The organism is Pseudomonas fluorescens (assembly GCF_902497875.1).
GTDB classification, from domain to species: domain Bacteria; phylum Pseudomonadota; class Gammaproteobacteria; order Pseudomonadales; family Pseudomonadaceae; genus Aquipseudomonas; species Aquipseudomonas fluorescens_BR.
In genome coordinates this window covers 1-16,395 of sequence record NZ_CABVHY010000047.1, presented here as the reverse complement: position 1 = coordinate 16,395, position 16,395 = coordinate 1, and the positions used below count along the sequence as shown (strand labels likewise).

The window sequence follows — 16,395 nt, the reverse complement described above, 5'->3', positions numbered from 1 at the left end:
GCGCTCAGGTGGATAGCGCCCGAACACGTTGCATTGACCGCCAAGGGGCGAGAGCACCAGACTATCGCCCCTCTTTTGTCAGCCTTGAACTGTCAAGGCAGCGGACATGACGTGCCTGAGCCGTGCATGGAGGCATAGACGACGGTTTTTGATCCCGCCGGGCTCCCCCCAAACGTGAACTCGTACTCGATCTTGGCGCGGCCATCGCCATTGGTTGCCGTGTTTGCGGTATAGAGAGGGTCGATGTGTTGGGCGTAATCGTCGACCAGCCAGATGAAACCTGTCGTCGGATACTCTGTGCCCAGCGTGAGCTCTTCGGTTTTTATCGCAGGGGTAATCGGTGTCTCCGGTGCAGCCGGATCCCAATCCAGAAGTGGGGTCCAGGTCACTCTGACTTTATCGCCATCATTCAGCCAGTTGCTTAGGTCCGGCACAGCGACCCGAACCCCACGTTGGGTAGGATCCCCGGAGTCGAAATAATGCAGCGCGGCACACGTAAGCCAACCATCCGGGTCAGTAACCGTATCCGGAAAGGTCGGTGGTTTCGGGTCGACGATATAGGAACTCACATTAACCTCGGTAGGCTTCGAGACTTGCTCGTTAGGCTCGGTATCGACGCCCAGTTGCCAATGCACCGGGATCTTCTCGCCGTTCTTGCCGGCGTCAATGCGCGGCCAGGGGATATCCAGCGGGATGTCGTCACCTGCTACCTCAGTCGTAATGGTCAGTTCCGACTCGGCAATTCGCTGACCAGCCCAATAGGGAACAATCTTTTGACCCGCAGTGATGAGGGCAGGCAACTTAAAGGTATAGGTGACCGCCTCGTCTCTATCACCTGTAACCAGCACGTTGGCTGTACCTGACTTGCCAACGACCTCCCCCTCGAGCAATTTCGGATTGAGCCGATCTGGCCAGGTGAGGTCCGGCTGGTCTCGTGGCGGACCGACCACACCAAAGTTGACCTGGAATGTCTCGTCTGCAGGCCCAAACTCCCGAGTATGACGCTCAATGATGTAACTGACCGCTGTGGGTTTATTACCGATTGGGCTGGTGCCGTACTCGGTGATCAACGTTTGCGCGGGAACCTTGATTTTAATCCGATCGGGTTCGTTTGATCCTATGGTGTATGTCGCCAGCGGCGTCGCACCCCACATGCACTTGATCTTGTCCCCCGCTTTTGTGCCGGTAATGTTCGGGATTTCCACGTTGATGCCTCGGATCGCATCTTCGACATCGATGTAACCTTTGCCGATGACCTGCGGGAGCTCCGGTTTTGGAAGAGGGTTGATTGGCAACGCCCCCAGAGTGACAATGACTTTCGTATTATCCGAAACAAAGCTGCGGTTCCCGGCCCGGTCGACCAACTCATAGGCGACGTAAAATATACCGTCGTCCTGTTTGGTGATTATGTCTTTGTCAAAGACCACCTGTTGATTGTCACCGGTGACCGGAACGGTGGCGACGGGCACCAAGCCAGAGAAATCCTCAGGAGGTTGGGTCTCCCAAAAGTATTTGACGTTATCGCCGGGTGCTCTGCCGTCGTATAGGGCCAGGTTGCCGATCAGTTCCGGGTTGGCGCCCAAGAAGGCCTCATCGATGATGAGCGCTTGCAGGGTCATGGCTCTCGGCCGGTTCGGCCAGTGAGGCGCCAATAGGTCACACTTCAGTGGCACCGGAAGTGATTCCCCTTTAGTGTTGTTGTAGGTATTCAGCCTGTAGCGAAACGTACAAAGACCGTCCTTGGGCAATCTGGCAAAAGGAACCGTCAACGTAAAGGGTCCTGCCCCCACTGGGTCGTAATATTTTTCTGCAGCAACGTCCTCGTACTTCGCGTCCGGCCCCTGCGTCAGTGCCCATTCCAGGGTGATGGTATCCGGGCGTGTAATACTGTTCGTAGGGTCTTTCCATAGCGGAATGCTCACCTTCAAACCGACATCACTTACCAGTTTTTCACCGTCCAGCAGATTATCTGCCGTGTCCTTGATTGCCGGAATCGTTGGCGGGAGCAGGATTACTCCGGGACTCTGGGGCTTGGCCTGTGACTCCAGATACACCCTGCGAGCTTCTTGCGCTTTACGTATTGTCTCCGAACTTGCCATGTTGTGAATCTCCCTCTCACGCGGTTCATGGCCATCTTCATCGAATGACCATCATGGATGTCATGCAGCTCGAACATCACCGGGCAATACCAAAACGCGTCCCGTCGTTCTGCGAGGCCTGTATGGCCGTGAGCGAAGTAAGCACCCTTTTTTTAAACCGCGATACTGTCAGAGTTGACAGGTACCCCCTTTGAATATCGCCTTCCCCGGCACGTGAAAACGCCGTTACGGAGCATCCGAACGGCGTCAAAAAACAACGCTGGGGGTCAGGAATTGCGAACTGCCAATCGCCACACCCGCGCAATATCCCCTGCCCGCTCGCGCAGCAATTGCGGCGCATTGGCGCACGCCTGCGCAAGGCTCATCGGACCAGACGGCAAGGCAAATGCGGCATCGACACCGTGTTTATACATCTGCTCGTAACCGTCGCCCAAGGTGCCAGCGATTACAATCACTGGCACGCCGTACTGTTTGGCAATCCGTGCCACACCAAAGGGCGTTTTGCCACGCAACGTCTGGGCATCGAAACGGCCCTCGCCGGTGATCACCAGATCGGCGCCGCGTAGGGCTTCTGCCAACCCGATCAGTTCAGCCACCACTTCCACACCGGGGCGAAATTGCGCGTTCAGGAATGCCTTGGCGGCAAAGCCCAAACCACCGGCGGCCCCACTGCCGGGCTCGTCGCGCAGGTCTTTGCCCAGCACTTGAGCGCAGTGATCGGCGAAGTGGCCCAGGGCTTGATCGAGGTGTTGCACCTGTTCAGGCGAGGCGCCTTTCTGCGGACCGAATATCGCAGAAGCACCATGGAGGCCGCAGAGTGGATTGTCGACGTCCGCGGCGATTTCGAAACGGACCTGCGACAGGCGCGGGTCCATCCCTTGCAGATCGATTCGGGCCAACGCATTGAGCGCCAGACCACCTTGGCTCAACGTTTGTCCTTGGAAGTCGAGCAAGCGCACACCCAGCGCCTGCATCGCCCCGGCACCGCCATCGTTAGTGGCACTGCCGCCGATCGCCAGAATGATCCGTTGCGCACCGGCATCCAGCGCCGCGCCAATCAACTGGCCGGTGCCGTAAGTGCTGCTGGAACAGGCATCGCGCTGATCGAGAGCAACCAATTGCAATCCGCTGGCCTCGGCCATCTCGATGATCGCCGTGTGGCTCTGCGGCAACCAGCCCCAGCGGGCTTGCACTACTGAAGCTAACGGCCCCTGTACTTCGGTGCTGCGCCACTCGCCATCGCAAGCGGCAAGAATCGCCTCGACCGTGCCTTCACCGCCGTCGGCCATCGGGCACTTGACCAGTTGTGCATCCGGCCAGACGTCGGCCAGGCCGAGGGCAATGGCATCGGCCACGTCAATGGCACTCAGGCTGTCCTTGAACGAGTCAGGGGCGATGATGATTTTCATGTGAGTTCTCCGGTTCCAGTGAGGCCATGCTGCCAGTTGGCATCAGCAATGACGCCGGTCCGCTGCACAAGCGGCACTGGCGATTATTGGTCATTTCCACAAAACCGGAACACTCGCACATACCAATGTAGGAGCTGCCGAAGGCTGCGATCTTTTAGCGGCCTCAGGATCGCCGAGAAGCAAGATCAAAAGATCGCAGCCTTCGGCAGCTCCTACAGGGGCTTCGTGTCGGTCTGCGGAAGGAGTTGCACGCCCAGATACAACGCCAGCATCCCATCCAGCCGCAACGGATCGACGCCGCTGATTTCGGCAATCCGCTCCATCCGGTAGCGCAAGCTGTTGCGGTGAATCCCCAACGCCTCGGCACAGGCCTGGCTCTGGCCGTCGTGTTCACACCAGCTGCGCAGGGTCGCGAGCAACTGGCCGTTGTTGTCCTTGGCGACGACCTTGCGCAACGGGTTGAGCAATTCATCGAGGGCATCATCGTTGCGATGACGCCAAAGCAGCACTGGCAGGCGATAACGGTTGAGGGTCAGCAAGCGGCTCTGTGGCAACACATCACGCCCGTAAGCCAGCAGGTCACCGACTCGCCGATAACAACGGCGCAGTCCCTGCAAGCCATCGGCCTGACCGCCCACCGCGATGCGCAAAATGTTCCAGCCCAGGCCATCGAGTTTTTCCAACAGTCGCTCATTTTCCAGGTGCTGTGTCGCCGGACGGCACCACAGCAACGAAGACCTGGCCGAACTCACGCACCAGCTGTCCGGATAACGGGACTTCAACCAGGCACTCAAGGCTTCAACCGTCTGCCCGGGGCCATGTTCCAGCCCCAGCTCGAACAGATAAGGAATGCGCGGTAGCTGAGGCTTGAGTCCCAATTGCCGAGCCTCGTCGATCAAACGCGGCGAATCTCCAGCCTCGCTGAGCAACAGGGCCAGCAGGTCATCGCAACGCTGGCGCCGCCATTGCTGTTCGCCCTGCTGGTTACGCTGGCCCACCAGCATTTCGGCAGTCATGCGCACCAGCTCGGCGTAGGTTCGCAATTGCTCCGGTTCACCCGTGATCCCCAAAACCCCGATCAGCTGCTGATCGAGGAACAATGGCAGGTTGATGCCTGGCTGCACGCCTTTGAGGTGTTTGGCAGTCTGGGTATCGATTTCCACTACGCGACCGTTGGCCAGCACCAATTGGGCGCCCTCGTGGCGGGTGTTGACCCGTTCCGGTTCGCCGCTGCCGAGGATCAGCCCCTGGCTGTCCATGACGTTGACGTTGTAGGGCAGGATGGCCATCGCCCGGTCGACGATATCCTGCGCCAGGTCGTGATCCAGTTCGAACATAACGGCGAGATCCTTGATGGCAGTTTCTTATTGTGATTGTTCACCGGCACAGGGCAAGCCCTGCGCTCAGTATTTGTATGCGCTGTCAGGATTGAGAGGGAACACAGAACGGTGTAATAAAGAACCTCGATTTTGTAGCTGCACGCACTCAACTCCGAAAGAGGATTTCGAACATGAGCTATCGCCCCCTTGGCCAATCCGGTTTGCACGTCTCCACCCTGACCCTGGGCAGCATGATGTTCGGCGAACAGACCAGCACCGAGGATTCCCTGCGGATCATCGACAAAGCCTGGGACCAGGGCATCAATTTTATCGACACGGCGGATGTCTACACCGGTGGGCGTTCCGAGGAGATTGTCGGTGAAGCGATTGCCAGTCACCGTCAGGAATGGGTGCTCGCCACCAAGGTCGGTTTCGGCCCGGTGGACGGCGTGCCGAACCGCAGCGGCCTGAGCCGCAAGCACATCTTCAACGGTATCGACGCCAGCCTGACGCGCCTGGGCACCGATTACGTGGACATCTATTACCTGCACCGCGAAGACCACAACACGCCGCTGGACGTTACCGTGTCGGCCATTGGCGACCTGATTCGCCAAGGAAAAATCCGCTACTGGGGCCTGTCGAACTACCGTGGCTGGCGGATCGCCGAGGTCATTCGCGTGGCCGACAAACTGGGTGTCGACCGGCCGGTCATCAGTCAGCCGCTGTACAACATCGTCAATCGCCAGGCAGAAACCGAGCAGATCACCGCGGCGCAAAACTATGGGCTGGGCGTGGTGCCTTACAGCCCGCTGGCCCGTGGCGTGCTCAGTGGAAAATACGCGCCGGACGTAAAGCCGGACGCCAACAGCCGTGCAGGACGTGCAGACAAACGCATCCTGGAAACCGAATGGCGGGTCGAGTCCCTGCGCATCGCCCAGCAGATCCAGCAATACACCCAGGGCCGCGGCGTCGGTATCGTTGAATTCGCCATCGCCTGGGTGCTGAACAACTCGGCGGTCAGCTCGGCCATCGTCGGGCCGCGCACCGAAGAACAATGGGACGTCTACACCAAGGCACTGGCGGTAAAGATCACGGCCGAAGACGAAGCCTTTATCGACTCGCTGGTGACTCCGGGCCACTCTTCTACCCCGGGTTTCAATGATGTCAGTCACTTTGTTTCGGGAAGGCTGCCGCGTACTGCTTGAGCCTTCCGGCATGGCAGAGATTGCCAAGATCGCAGCCTGCGGCAGCTCCTACGGGATTTGTGTACACCTGATAATTTGCATGTGTACCCGGTCGGTGTAGGAGCTGCCGCAGGCTGCGATCTTTTCGGGGGACTGCTTGCTCGACTGGCGGGCATAGGGGCCTGCTCAGGATCAGCGATATTCTTCCCCCAAACCCGTTATCCTGCCTCCCCTATCCAACCCACTCCATTTCCCGCGAGGACAGTGTGTCCAAAGGTATTGCTCTATCGGTGCTGTCATCAGTGCTGTTCGCTGTCATGTATTTCTACACGTCGCTGCTTTCGCCTCTGAGCGGAGTCGAGATTTTTGGCTGGCGGATGCTGTTGACCGTGCCGTGCATCACCGTCTTCATGTTCGCCTCGGGGGAATGGAAACACGTGGTCGCACTGGTCAAGCGCCTGGTCGGCCAACCAGCCCTGGGCCTGGGGTTGCTGGTCTCTTCGGCGCTGGTCGGGGCACAACTCTGGCTGTTCATGTGGGCTCCGTTGAACGGGTATAGCCTGGATGTATCCCTGGGTTATTTCTTGCTGCCACTGACCATGGTCTTGACCGGGCGAATGGTCTATGGCGAACGTCTTTCGTACCTGCAGAAGGTTGCGGTGTTTTTCGCCATACTCGGGGTGATCAACCAGCTGTATCAGGCTGGCAGCTTTTCCTGGGCCACCTTGCTGGTGATCATCGGGTACCCGACCTATTTCGTGCTGCGTCGACGCCTGGGCACAGACAACCTGGGTGGGCTGTGGCTCGACATGACGTTGTGGCTGCCGGTGGCGTTGTGGTTCGTGCAAAGCGGCGAGCAAGGTTTCGGCGTGGTCGGGCAACACCCGTGGCTTTACTTGCTGATTCCGGTGCTTGGGCTGATCAGTGCCTCGGCGCTGGTGAGCTACATCATTGCCAGCCGGCTATTGGCCTTCAGCCTGTTCGGGCTGCTCAGCTATGTCGAGCCGGTGCTGTTGCTCGGCGTCGCTTTGCTGCTGGGAGAAAGCATCGGCCCGGGGGAATGGTTGACTTACATCCCGATCTGGCTGGCGGTGGTGGTGCTGGTTTTCGAAGGGTTCAAACATATGGTTCGGCATCGCCGACCTTAAGCCGCACACAAAACAATGTGGGAGCAGCCGGTCGACGCTCGATTGCTCGCGATAGCTGTCTATCAGTCAACATCTATGTTGAGTCCGAAGACGCCATCGCGAGCAAGCTCGCTCCCACAGTTTTACAGCTGAAATGGCTTAGTCGGTGGCAAGCACACCACGGCGAACCTGGTCACGTTCGATGGATTCGAACAGTGCCTTGAAGTTGCCTTCACCGAAACCATCGTCGCCTTTACGCTGGATGAATTCGAAGAACACCGGGCCCATCAGGGTTTCCGAGAAGATTTGCAGCAGCAGGCGCTTGTCGCCCGACTCGGACGTACCGTCCAGCAGAATTCCGCGAGATTGCAGTTCCTCGACCGGTTCGCCATGGTTCGGCAAACGGCCTTCGAGCATCTCGTAGTAGGTTTGCGGCGGCGCGGTCATGAAGCGCATGCCGATTTTCTTCAAGTGATCCCAGGTCTTGAGCAGATCGTCGGTCAGGAAGGCAACGTGCTGGATGCCCTCACCGTTGAACTGCATCAGGAACTCTTCGATCTGCCCGGCACCCTTGGACGATTCTTCGTTCAGCGGGATTTTGATCATGCCATCCGGTGCGGTCATGGCCTTGGAGGTCAGGCCGGTGTACTCGCCCTTGATGTCGAAGTAACGGATCTCGCGGAAGTTGAACAGCTTCTCGTAGAAATTCGCCCAATACGCCATGCGACCGCGATACACGTTGTGGGTCAGGTGGTCGATGATTTTCAAGCCAGCCCCGACCGGATTGCGGTCAACGCCTTCGATGAACACGAAGTCGATGTCGTAGATCGAACTGCCTTCGCCGAAACGGTCGATCAGGTACAGCGGCGCACCGCCGATGCCTTTGATCGCCGGCAGGTTCAGTTCCATCGGGCCGGTCTCGATGTGAATCGGCTGGGCGCCAAGTTCCAGGGCACGGGCAAACGCCTGTTGGGCATTCTTGACCCGGAACGCCATGCCGCACACCGACGGGCCATGCTCAGCGGCGAAGTACGAAGCGACGCTATGGGGTTCGTTGTTGAGGATCAGGTTGATATTGCCCTGACGATACAGGTGCACTGCCTTGGAGCGATGGGTCGCGACTTTGCTGAAGCCCATGATCTCGAAGATCGGTTCGAGGGTGTTCGGCGTAGGCGATGCGAATTCGATGAATTCAAAGCCCATCAGGCCCATTGGGTTTTCGTATAAATCTGCCATGGTTGGCGCCTCATCATGCTTTTAGAATTAACAGCTGGAATTAACGGATCGTTAGTTGCTATCAATGCTGAAGGCCGCGGGCGGTGCACAGGAGATCCCCCGCACACTGCGGGCGAGGAAATCACCGAAAATCAGTTGGAACCCTAGTAGCTTCATGTCGACCCATTCTCGTACGGGCGAGGCCTCTGTTGCCAGAAGACTTATTCTTATATGCGTAACCCGATTCTACACAGCGTAAAACCCTTTGTCCTCATTCTCTATCAAATCCCCTTGTTTGACGCCCGCGCAAGGGGTTTGTTGCACAGGTAGATACCACCCAGAATCAACCCACCGCCCAGATACATAGGCAGTGTCATGTGCTCCCCGAGCAACAACGCGCCGAGGATGACCGCGGTCAGCGGGTTGAGCGCGATGAACACCCCGGAACGGGTGGCGCCGATTTTACGGATGCCGTCGTAGTACCAAATATAGGCCAGCGCCGACCCCAGTACGCCCAGGTACAACAGGCTGAAAAACTGCCCGAAATCCAGCGCGGCCAACGCCTCGACGCGCAGTTCACCGCGCACCGCGCTGGTCGCCCAGAGCATCACGGTGCCGACCAGGATCGAATAGGTCACCGTCTGCAGCGGCCCCAGCGAGTGATTCAGGTCCCTGGAATACAGCGAATAGATTCCCCAGCCGAGCACGCAGCCGAAAATCAGCACGTCACCGATCCAGGCGCCTGCCGCACCGTTGAACACCTGTTGATTTCGACTGACGATTACCAGCCCCGCCCCGGCCAGGCAAATCCCGATGCCGAACAGCTTCACCCGACTCAAGCGCTCCTGGAACAGCAGCCAGGATGCCAGGGCGATGACCGCCGGGTTCAATGCCACGATCAGCGAAGCCCGTGAGGCATTGATGTACTGCAAGCCATAGAAGAAACACAGGTTGTAGAAAAAGATGCCGAAGAATCCCAACACCATCAGCTGCAACCATTGCTTGCGATTCGGCCGCGCCAGCGGGATACGGGCCACTGCCATGAACAGCAGCAACGCCAGACTGGCCAGCAGAAAGCGCAGGCTCGCGGCGAGCAGCGGGTTGAGCGAATCGGCGAGGAAGCGCCCGGCAACAAACGTCCCGCCCCAGATCATGGTGACAGCGGCCAGCTTCAGGTAGACCGGGACATCGGATTCGATGGATGTGGTTTTTATATCGGTGCTCATAAGACTCTCTGGGGCGAAGGCTGGGGTATCTGATCGGCATCATTTGGAACCTGACCCATTCTTCACCTAATATCTTGTCATCGTAAAATGAGCAAAAACTCATGACCCTGACCCAACTGGAAATCTTCTCCCTGGTGGCCGAGCTGCGCGGTTTTACCAGTGCCGCGAAGCGGCTGGGCATCACTCAGTCAGCGGTGTCCCATGCGATCAAATCCCTGGAGCAGGAACTCGGTGTCGAGCTGCTCAGAAGGCATCAGGCGCACGTCGAGCTGAGTGATATCGGCCAGCAACTGTTGCTGCGCGCCCGGGCCATGCTCGGCCTGGCCAATACCCTGCAGCAGGAAGCCGCCGATGCCCGGGGAATGAAACGCGGGACCTTGCGCATTGGCTCCTTCGGACCGACCTCCTCGATGAAACTGCTACCGATGATCCTGCAACATTACCGCGCGGCCCATCCGGGGATTGAAGTGCACATCGACGAAGGCCCGGATCGCCAGGTCATCCAGTGGCTCGAGGAGCGGCGGATCGATATCGGTTTTGTGGTGTTGCCCGAAGAGCGCTTCGACACCTTTGCGCTGGTCGAAGACCAGATGGTCGCGCTGGTGCCTGCGACTCATCCGCTGGCCGCCAGGTCAAGCCTGACCTTGGGCGAGCTGTGCAACGACCCGTTCATTCTCACCCAGGCCGGCTCTTCGGAACTGGTTTCAAGAATGTTCACTGCCGCCCGATTAACCCCTGACATTCGTTATCGAAGTTCGCAACTGCTCAGCACCCTGGAGACTGTCAGCCGTGGCGAGGCATTGACGGTGGTGGCCGAGTTATCGCTGCCGAGCGCCGCCGATGGCCGCTATGTGAAAAAAGCCCTGTCGCCTCAGGTCAAGCGCCAGGTCGGGTTGGCGGTACTGGATCAACGCCAGGCATCGCCGGCGACGCTCGCTTTCATAAAGCTGGCCATGAGTCTCGATTACCCATGACCAGGCGCAAACCAGCAGCAGCCTCTATCATTCGCGGATGAACGCGGTCGGTGTAGGAGCTGCCGCAGGCTGCGATCTTTTGATCTTTCGATCTTCGGGTCGGCACATGAGCTCTTTTGTGCAGGAAAGTCGTCATTCCGCCCGCATTTGAGAACTCTTTATTTTAATCGCGCGACAGGATTCGCCAATGCCCCTGACTGTTAAAGGTCCTCGCAAACGCAGCACTCGCCATGCCATAACCCTGTTGATTGGAGCGCTGCCCATAGCGCTCGGGTTCGCCATTCTCTACGTGCAAGCCGAACGCACCCTTCAACAGGCGACCGCGCAGACCGCCGAAGAAGCCGTACGCCAGTTCGATCTGATGCTCGACAATACCGCCGAAGCGGCACAGGCCATTCTGCCGTTCGCCGGGCAGGCCTGTGATAACGACAAACAACTTGTCCTGCGTGAGCAAGTGACCCGCCGCCCTTTTGTCCGTTCTACCAATTTGGTGTGGCACAACAGCAACTATTGCAGTTCGCTGTTCGGCAGCCGCTATGCCACGGCGCTCGATCCTGAAGATTATGTCGAAGGCAAACTCTGGTTAATGAATGGCAACCCGGTTACGCCCAATACCGCGCTGCTGGTCTATCGACTGAGCGAGGGCAATCAAAGCGCGCTGGCGACCATCGATGGTTACCACCTGACCAATGCCCTGCGCTTGATCAGTCGCTATACCGACCTGGTGCTGCAGGTCGGAACCCACTGGTTAGCTGCCGATGGTCAGGTCCGCGCCTCCAGCCTGCCGGTTTTTCCGGTGGCCCATAACCATCGCTCCTCCTCCCGTTACGGTTACAAGGTGGAGGCCGGTATGCCCGAGGGCGAAGTCTGGCGTTATATGAAGGCCAGGTACCCGGCGTTGTTCAGCCTGCTGATGTTCTTCGGTGCGACTTCTGCAACTCTCGGCCATTGGCTGCAGAAACGCTCATCCTCACCGAGCCGTGAGTTGCAGCGGGCATTGGAGGCGGCCGAGTTTGTTCCCTGGTTTCAGCCCGTGGTGCGCGGCGATAACCTGCAATGGGCAGGCATCGAAGTGTTGATGCGCTGGAATCACCCAAAGGACGGCCTGGTGCGTCCCGACCTGTTTATCCCGTTTGCCGAACACTGCGGATTGATCGTGCCGATGACCCGTTCGTTAATGCGACAAACCGCAACCGTGCTTGCACCCCATGCCCGGTCGTTCATTGATGGCTTTCATATCGGTATCAATATCACCGCCCGCCACTGCCAGGATCTCGACCTCATCGAAGACTGCCGAACGTTTCTCGGTGCATTCGCGCCCGGCAAAGTCACGCTGGTGCTGGAATTAACCGAACGCGAACTGATCGAGCCCACGGAAATCACCCATCAACTGTTCGAACAGCTGCATGAACTGGGGGTAATGATTGCCATCGATGACTTTGGGACCGGCCACTCAAGCCTCGGTTACTTGCGACAGTTCAACGTGGACTACCTGAAAATCGACCAGAGCTTTGTGGCGATGATCGGTGTCGACGCCCTCTCCCGGCACATTCTCGACAGCATCATCGAACTGTCGGGCAAGCTCGATCTGGGCATCGTCGCAGAAGGCGTCGAAACCCCTGAACAGCGCGATTACCTTGTGGCACAAGGCGTGGACTTCCTGCAAGGTTATCTATTTGCACGGCCCATGCCGGCGGATGAATTTCTCGGAGCATTAAGTAAACATTAAATAGCGGCGTTTATCGGACACGCGCCGCCCATGTTGCACTTGAGCAGGGGCACAGTGCAGTGGCGTCGTTAATTTGTCATTTAAAGAAAAAGACATGATTTACTCTGGACGCATTAACTACTACAATTTTTCATGCCTGTGCAAAACTGGAAGGTGAGCCATTATCACCGAGTCGTCTAAGGCTCTTGGCTTATAGCTTTGTTGCAGTTGGTATCAGCCAAATACACTATTGGAGTAAAGATATTGTCCAGACTCGCAGAATTCCGTGCCGCTGAAAAAGCGCTTCAAGAACAGCTCGCGCAGCTGGAATCGCTGAAGAATGACGCCGGGCTCAAGAAAGAAATCGAATTTGAAGAAAAGCTCCAGGGCCTGATGAAATCCTATGGCAAGAGCCTGCGCGACATCATCGCCATCCTCGACCCGAACCCGCGAGCCGGCCACTTGGCAGCCGCTCCGAAAACCCGCCGGGCCCGTGTAGTCAAGGTCTATCACAACCCGCACACCGGGGAACTGATCGAAACCAAGGGCGGTAATCACCGCGGCCTGAAAGCCTGGAAGGAACAGTACGGTGCCGCCACTGTCGAGTCCTGGTTGCGCGCTTAAGCAATTGTGCCAGCTAAAAGGCCCCGCATCTGCGGGGCCTTTTCGTTCAAGCCGACACACTATCTAACGACAACCGGCATTTGCGTTAGACGCGTCCGGCAGCTCACTGCCCCCGCACTAGCCCCATCGACTAGTTAGGCGCAGATTCAGCTGAAAAAACCGTGCTTATTCAACGAACAACTAAAGTTTCAAATTGTTTCTCACAGCCAGTATCTCATCCTGGCTAGCGGCGTAAGCCTCAGCTTGTCCTGCATAGGAAAGAACATAAGCTTTATCGGCATCCACCGCTGCGACTAATGTTTGCGACAGTACATGCCGGCCGTTCTGCGTGACAGTGCAGGTGGTTTCAAGCGCCGACAGTCGACTCAGTGTGGCCGCATGGATCTTGTTGCAGACACTTTGATAACCGCCCAAAACGAAATCCTTCTGCAGCGACTTGCGCATCTCCAGCAACACGCCTTGCAAATTGACCTGATGCCCAGTCTCAACTTGAGTCATGGTCAATTCCATGACCATCACCGGCGTCCCGCCCTGGTCATTTTTCACTGCTCGTTGCCTGGAGACTGTGGACGGCGACGTCAAGGTTTCGACTTCCCAGCCGACGGGCCATGTGATGACTGGATCGGCGGCTTGAACGCCGGCAGCACCGAGTATCAGGCCCAGCAGGAACACTAAGGATTTAGCGGGTCGGATCATTGCAATGCGCACTCCAAGGTCGAATTATAAAGTCTGAGCCCCACGACTTGACCAGGCAATAGTTCATTGGTTTTGGTTTGGCACTGCCGGCATCGCTTGCGTATCATTGCCCCACTGCAAGGACACCTGGTCAACCGCAAGCCTGAGGGCTGCTGGTGATTCCGGGCGCCGATTGCCCCACTTATTCTCTGGAGGGCCCATGAGCCTGCACGAACTGAACACATTCCCGGGCGTGACCGCCCAGCCTGATGCCGCTACCGGGAAATTCGTCTTCAACCACACCATGCTGCGGGTCAAGGACATCACCCGGTCGCTGGATTTCTACACGCGCATCCTGGGTTTTTCCCTGGTGGAAAAACGCGATTTCCCGGAAGCCGAGTTCAGCCTGTACTTCCTCGCCTTGGTCGACAAGGCACAGATCCCGGCTGACGCGGCCGAGCGTACCGAGTGGATGAAATCGATTCCCGGGATTCTCGAGTTGACCCACAACCATGGCACTGAGAACGATGCGGACTTTGCCTATCACAACGGCAATACCGATCCGCGTGGTTTTGGCCATATCTGCATTTCGGTGCCGGATATCCGCGCCGCCTGCGAGCGCTTCGAAGCACTGGGCTGCGATTTCCAGAAACGCTTGAACGACGGTCGCATGAAGAGCCTGGCCTTCATCAAGGACCCGGACCAGTACTGGGTTGAAATCATTCAGCCGGCACCCATGTAAAATGCGCCGCAGATCCCCTGCAGGAGCGACGGTGCGGCGATCCGACTTGCTCGCGAAAGCGGATTGACAGTCGACATCAATGTTGAATGTTATGGCCTCTTCGCGAGCAAGCTCGCTCCCACAGGGATCTTCTGTGGACCCATTGTTTGTGAACACCCGAGATCAAATGTGGGAGCGGGCTTGCTCGCGAATGCGGACTCACATTCACCCCTTGAGTCGCCTGATACACTGCATTCGCGAGCAAGCTCGCTCCCACAAAAGCGGGTTCCCGTACATGCCTGCTTTCACAAGCTGCACACGACAAAACCCCACGATCGCTCATGGGGTTTTGTTTTTTTTTGCGCTATCGGATCACGCCGGCGCAGAAGTCCGAATCAAGTGATCGAATGCGCTGAGGGAAGCCTTGGCGCCCTCGCCCACCGCGATCACGATCTGCTTGTACGGCACGGTGGTCACGTCACCGGCAGCGAACACCCCCGGCAGTGAAGTCTCGCCTCGGGCATCGACGATGATCTCGCCGCGCGGCGATAGCTCGAGGGTGCCCTTGAGCCAGTCGGTGTTGGGTAGCAGACCGATCTGCACAAAGATCCCTTCCAGTTCTACAGCGCGCTCCTCGTCCGACTGGCGATCCTTGTAGCGCAGGCCGTTGACCTTCTGACCGTCGCCGGTGACTTCAGTGGTTTGCGCACGGGTGATCACCGTAACATTCGGCAGGCTGTGCAACTTGCGCTGCAACACCGCGTCGGCGCGCAACTGCACGTCGAACTCCAGCAGTGTCACGTGGGACACGATACCGGCCAGGTCGATGGCCGCTTCAACGCCGGAGTTACCGCCGCCAATCACCGCCACGCGTTTGCCCTTGAACAGCGGACCGTCGCAGTGCGGGCAATACGCCACGCCTTTGTTGCGGTATTGCTGCTCACCCGGGACGTTCATTTCACGCCACCGGGCACCGGTCGCGAGGATCACGGTCCTGGCTTTCAACGAAGCACCGCTGGCGAATTTGATTTCGTGCAGCTCGCCGTTCTTGCCCGGCACCAATTTATCGGCGCGTTGCAGGTTCATGATGTCGACGTCGTATTGCTTGACGTGTTCTTCCAGCGCCATGGCCAGTTTCGGCCCTTCGGTTTCCTGCACGGAGATGAAGTTCTCGATGGCCATGGTGTCGAGCACCTGTCCGCCGAAACGTTCAGCGGCGACACCGGTGCGAATGCCTTTACGGGCGGCATAGATCGCCGCCGCGGCACCGGCCGGGCCACCGCCGACGACCAGTACGTCAAAGGCTTCTTTGGCGCTGATCTTTTCGGCCTGACGCTCGATGCCGCTGGTGTCGATTTTGGCGAGGATTTCTTCCAGGCCCATGCGGCCCTGGCCGAAGTTCACCCCGTTCAGGTAGACGCTTGGCACGGCCATGATCTGGCGGTCATCGACTTCGGCCTGAAACAGCGCCCCGTCGATAGCGACGTGGCGGATATTCGGGTTCAGCACCGCCATCAGGTTCAGCGCCTGGACCACGTCCGGACAATTCTGGCAGGACAGCGAGAAGTAAGTCTCGAAGCTGAACTGGCCTTTGAGCGAGCGGATCTGTTCGATCACGTCACTACTGGCTTTCGATGGGTGGCCGCCGACTTGCAGCAAGGCCAGTACCAGCGATGTGAATTCATGGCCCATCGGGATGCCGGCGAAACGCAGACTGATGTCGCTTCCCGGGCGGTTGATCGAGAACGATGGTTTACGTGCATCGTCACCGTTGTCGAGCAAGGTAATCTGGCTGGAAAGACTGGCAACGTCTTTCAGGAGTTCGAGCATTTCCCGGGATTTCGCACCGTCGTCGAGGGAGGCAACGATCTCGATCGGCTGGGTGACCCGTTCCAGGTATGACTTCAACTGGGCTTTAAGATTGGCGTCCAACATACGGGCGATTTCCTTGATTGTGTAGAAAGTCGAATCATAAAAAAACGCCCGAGCGAATCTCGCCCGGGCGTTTTTCAAGGGCGGTGCAGCTTACTTAGCAGGTGCGCAGTTCCGCCCTGATGTAGCGCGTCACAGACTTAGATCTTGCCGACCAGGTCCAGGGACGGAGCCAGGGTGGC

At 58.0% G+C, this 16,395-nt stretch carries 13 protein-coding genes; 6 read left to right on the top strand and 7 right to left on the bottom strand.

The window, feature by feature from the left end:
* Positions 1-92 precede the first annotated feature (92 nt).
* The 3 genes from F8N85_RS31025 to F8N85_RS31010 all read right to left on the bottom strand — a co-directional run bounded on the left by F8N85_RS31025 (position 93) and on the right by F8N85_RS31010 (position 4,845).
* A complete protein-coding gene (locus F8N85_RS31025) occupies positions 93-2,099 on the bottom strand; it encodes a hypothetical protein (protein ID WP_150807253.1) in 2,007 nt (668 codons plus the stop codon).
* A gap of 266 nt (positions 2,100-2,365) precedes the next feature.
* The gene (locus F8N85_RS31020) at positions 2,366-3,508 is read right to left on the bottom strand and encodes a glycerate kinase (protein ID WP_150807252.1); all 1,143 of its coding nucleotides are present in this window, start codon (positions 3,506-3,508) and stop codon (positions 2,366-2,368) included.
* Positions 3,509-3,720: 212 nt separating this feature from the next.
* On the bottom strand, positions 3,721-4,845 hold the full coding sequence (locus tag F8N85_RS31010; protein ID WP_150807250.1) for a sugar diacid recognition domain-containing protein: 1,125 nt from the start codon (positions 4,843-4,845) through the stop codon (positions 3,721-3,723).
* 173 nt (positions 4,846-5,018) lie between these two features.
* On the opposite strand from F8N85_RS31010, the gene F8N85_RS31005 reads away from it, so the two are divergent.
* Positions 5,019-6,032, top strand: a complete 1,014-nt coding sequence (locus F8N85_RS31005; protein ID WP_150807249.1) for an aldo/keto reductase — start codon at positions 5,019-5,021, stop codon at positions 6,030-6,032.
* 245 nt (positions 6,033-6,277) lie between these two features.
* Positions 6,278-7,159: an EamA family transporter RarD gene (gene rarD, locus F8N85_RS31000; protein ID WP_150807248.1), complete on the top strand. Its 882-nt coding sequence runs from the start codon at positions 6,278-6,280 to the stop codon at positions 7,157-7,159.
* A 138-nt stretch (positions 7,160-7,297) separates the two neighbouring features.
* Here rarD and hppD read toward each other — a convergent pair whose 3' ends face one another.
* Together hppD and F8N85_RS30990 are read right to left on the bottom strand one after the other, a co-directional pair.
* Positions 7,298-8,374 carry a 4-hydroxyphenylpyruvate dioxygenase gene (gene hppD, locus F8N85_RS30995; protein ID WP_150807247.1) on the bottom strand — a complete coding sequence of 359 codons (1,077 nt, stop codon included), beginning with the start codon at positions 8,372-8,374 and terminating at the stop codon, positions 7,298-7,300.
* A 260-nt stretch (positions 8,375-8,634) separates the two neighbouring features.
* Positions 8,635-9,579, bottom strand: a complete 945-nt coding sequence (locus F8N85_RS30990) for a DMT family transporter (protein ID WP_150807246.1) — start codon at positions 9,577-9,579, stop codon at positions 8,635-8,637.
* A gap of 101 nt (positions 9,580-9,680) precedes the next feature.
* Here F8N85_RS30990 and F8N85_RS30985 point away from each other — a divergent pair, with 101 nt between their 5' ends.
* The 3 genes from F8N85_RS30985 (at position 9,681) to F8N85_RS30975 (ending at position 12,885) form a co-directional block, all read left to right on the top strand.
* Positions 9,681-10,553, top strand: coding sequence for a LysR family transcriptional regulator (locus F8N85_RS30985; protein ID WP_150807245.1), 873 nt, complete (start codon positions 9,681-9,683; stop codon positions 10,551-10,553).
* A gap of 187 nt (positions 10,554-10,740) precedes the next feature.
* On the top strand, positions 10,741-12,282 hold the full coding sequence (locus F8N85_RS30980) for an EAL domain-containing protein (protein WP_150807244.1): 1,542 nt from the start codon (positions 10,741-10,743) through the stop codon (positions 12,280-12,282).
* 243 nt (positions 12,283-12,525) lie between these two features.
* Positions 12,526-12,885 carry a histone-like nucleoid-structuring protein, MvaT/MvaU family gene (locus F8N85_RS30975; RefSeq protein WP_150807243.1) on the top strand — a complete coding sequence of 120 codons (360 nt, stop codon included), beginning with the start codon at positions 12,526-12,528 and terminating at the stop codon, positions 12,883-12,885.
* Between the two features lie 180 nt (positions 12,886-13,065).
* On the opposite strand, the gene F8N85_RS30970 is transcribed toward F8N85_RS30975, so the two are convergent.
* A complete protein-coding gene (locus F8N85_RS30970; RefSeq protein WP_150807242.1) occupies positions 13,066-13,581 on the bottom strand; it encodes a DUF4946 domain-containing protein in 516 nt (171 codons plus the stop codon).
* Positions 13,582-13,780: 199 nt separating this feature from the next.
* Between F8N85_RS30970 and gloA the strand changes: the two genes are divergently transcribed.
* Positions 13,781-14,302, top strand: a complete 522-nt coding sequence (gene gloA, locus F8N85_RS30965) for a lactoylglutathione lyase (RefSeq protein WP_150807241.1) — start codon at positions 13,781-13,783, stop codon at positions 14,300-14,302.
* Between the two features lie 351 nt (positions 14,303-14,653).
* Here gloA and ahpF read toward each other — a convergent pair whose 3' ends face one another.
* Complete coding sequence (gene ahpF, locus F8N85_RS30955) at positions 14,654-16,216, bottom strand: alkyl hydroperoxide reductase subunit F (RefSeq protein ID WP_150805714.1); 1,563 nt, start codon at positions 16,214-16,216, stop codon at positions 14,654-14,656.
* Between the last annotated feature and the right edge of the window lie 179 nt (positions 16,217-16,395).

Bases quoted from the DNA above. Each gene is read 5' to 3' on its own strand.
- F8N85_RS31025 (WP_150807253.1), bottom strand. From the start codon at position 2,099: ATGGCAAGTTCGGAGACAATACGTAAAGCGCAAGAAGCTCGCAGGGTG.
- F8N85_RS31020 (WP_150807252.1), bottom strand. From the start codon at position 3,508: ATGAAAATCATCATCGCCCCTGACTCGTTCAAGGACAGCCTGAGTGCC.
- F8N85_RS31010 (WP_150807250.1), bottom strand. From the start codon at position 4,845: ATGTTCGAACTGGATCACGACCTGGCGCAGGATATCGTCGACCGGGCG.
- F8N85_RS31005 (WP_150807249.1), top strand. From the start codon at position 5,019: ATGAGCTATCGCCCCCTTGGCCAATCCGGTTTGCACGTCTCCACCCTG.
- hppD (WP_150807247.1), bottom strand. From the start codon at position 8,374: ATGGCAGATTTATACGAAAACCCAATGGGCCTGATGGGCTTTGAATTC.
- F8N85_RS30990 (WP_150807246.1), bottom strand. From the start codon at position 9,579: ATGAGCACCGATATAAAAACCACATCCATCGAATCCGATGTCCCGGTC.
- F8N85_RS30985 (WP_150807245.1), top strand. From the start codon at position 9,681: ATGACCCTGACCCAACTGGAAATCTTCTCCCTGGTGGCCGAGCTGCGC.
- F8N85_RS30980 (WP_150807244.1), top strand. From the start codon at position 10,741: ATGCCCCTGACTGTTAAAGGTCCTCGCAAACGCAGCACTCGCCATGCC.
- F8N85_RS30970 (WP_150807242.1), bottom strand. From the start codon at position 13,581: ATGATCCGACCCGCTAAATCCTTAGTGTTCCTGCTGGGCCTGATACTC.
- gloA (WP_150807241.1), top strand. From the start codon at position 13,781: ATGAGCCTGCACGAACTGAACACATTCCCGGGCGTGACCGCCCAGCCT.
- ahpF (WP_150805714.1), bottom strand. From the start codon at position 16,216: ATGTTGGACGCCAATCTTAAAGCCCAGTTGAAGTCATACCTGGAACGG.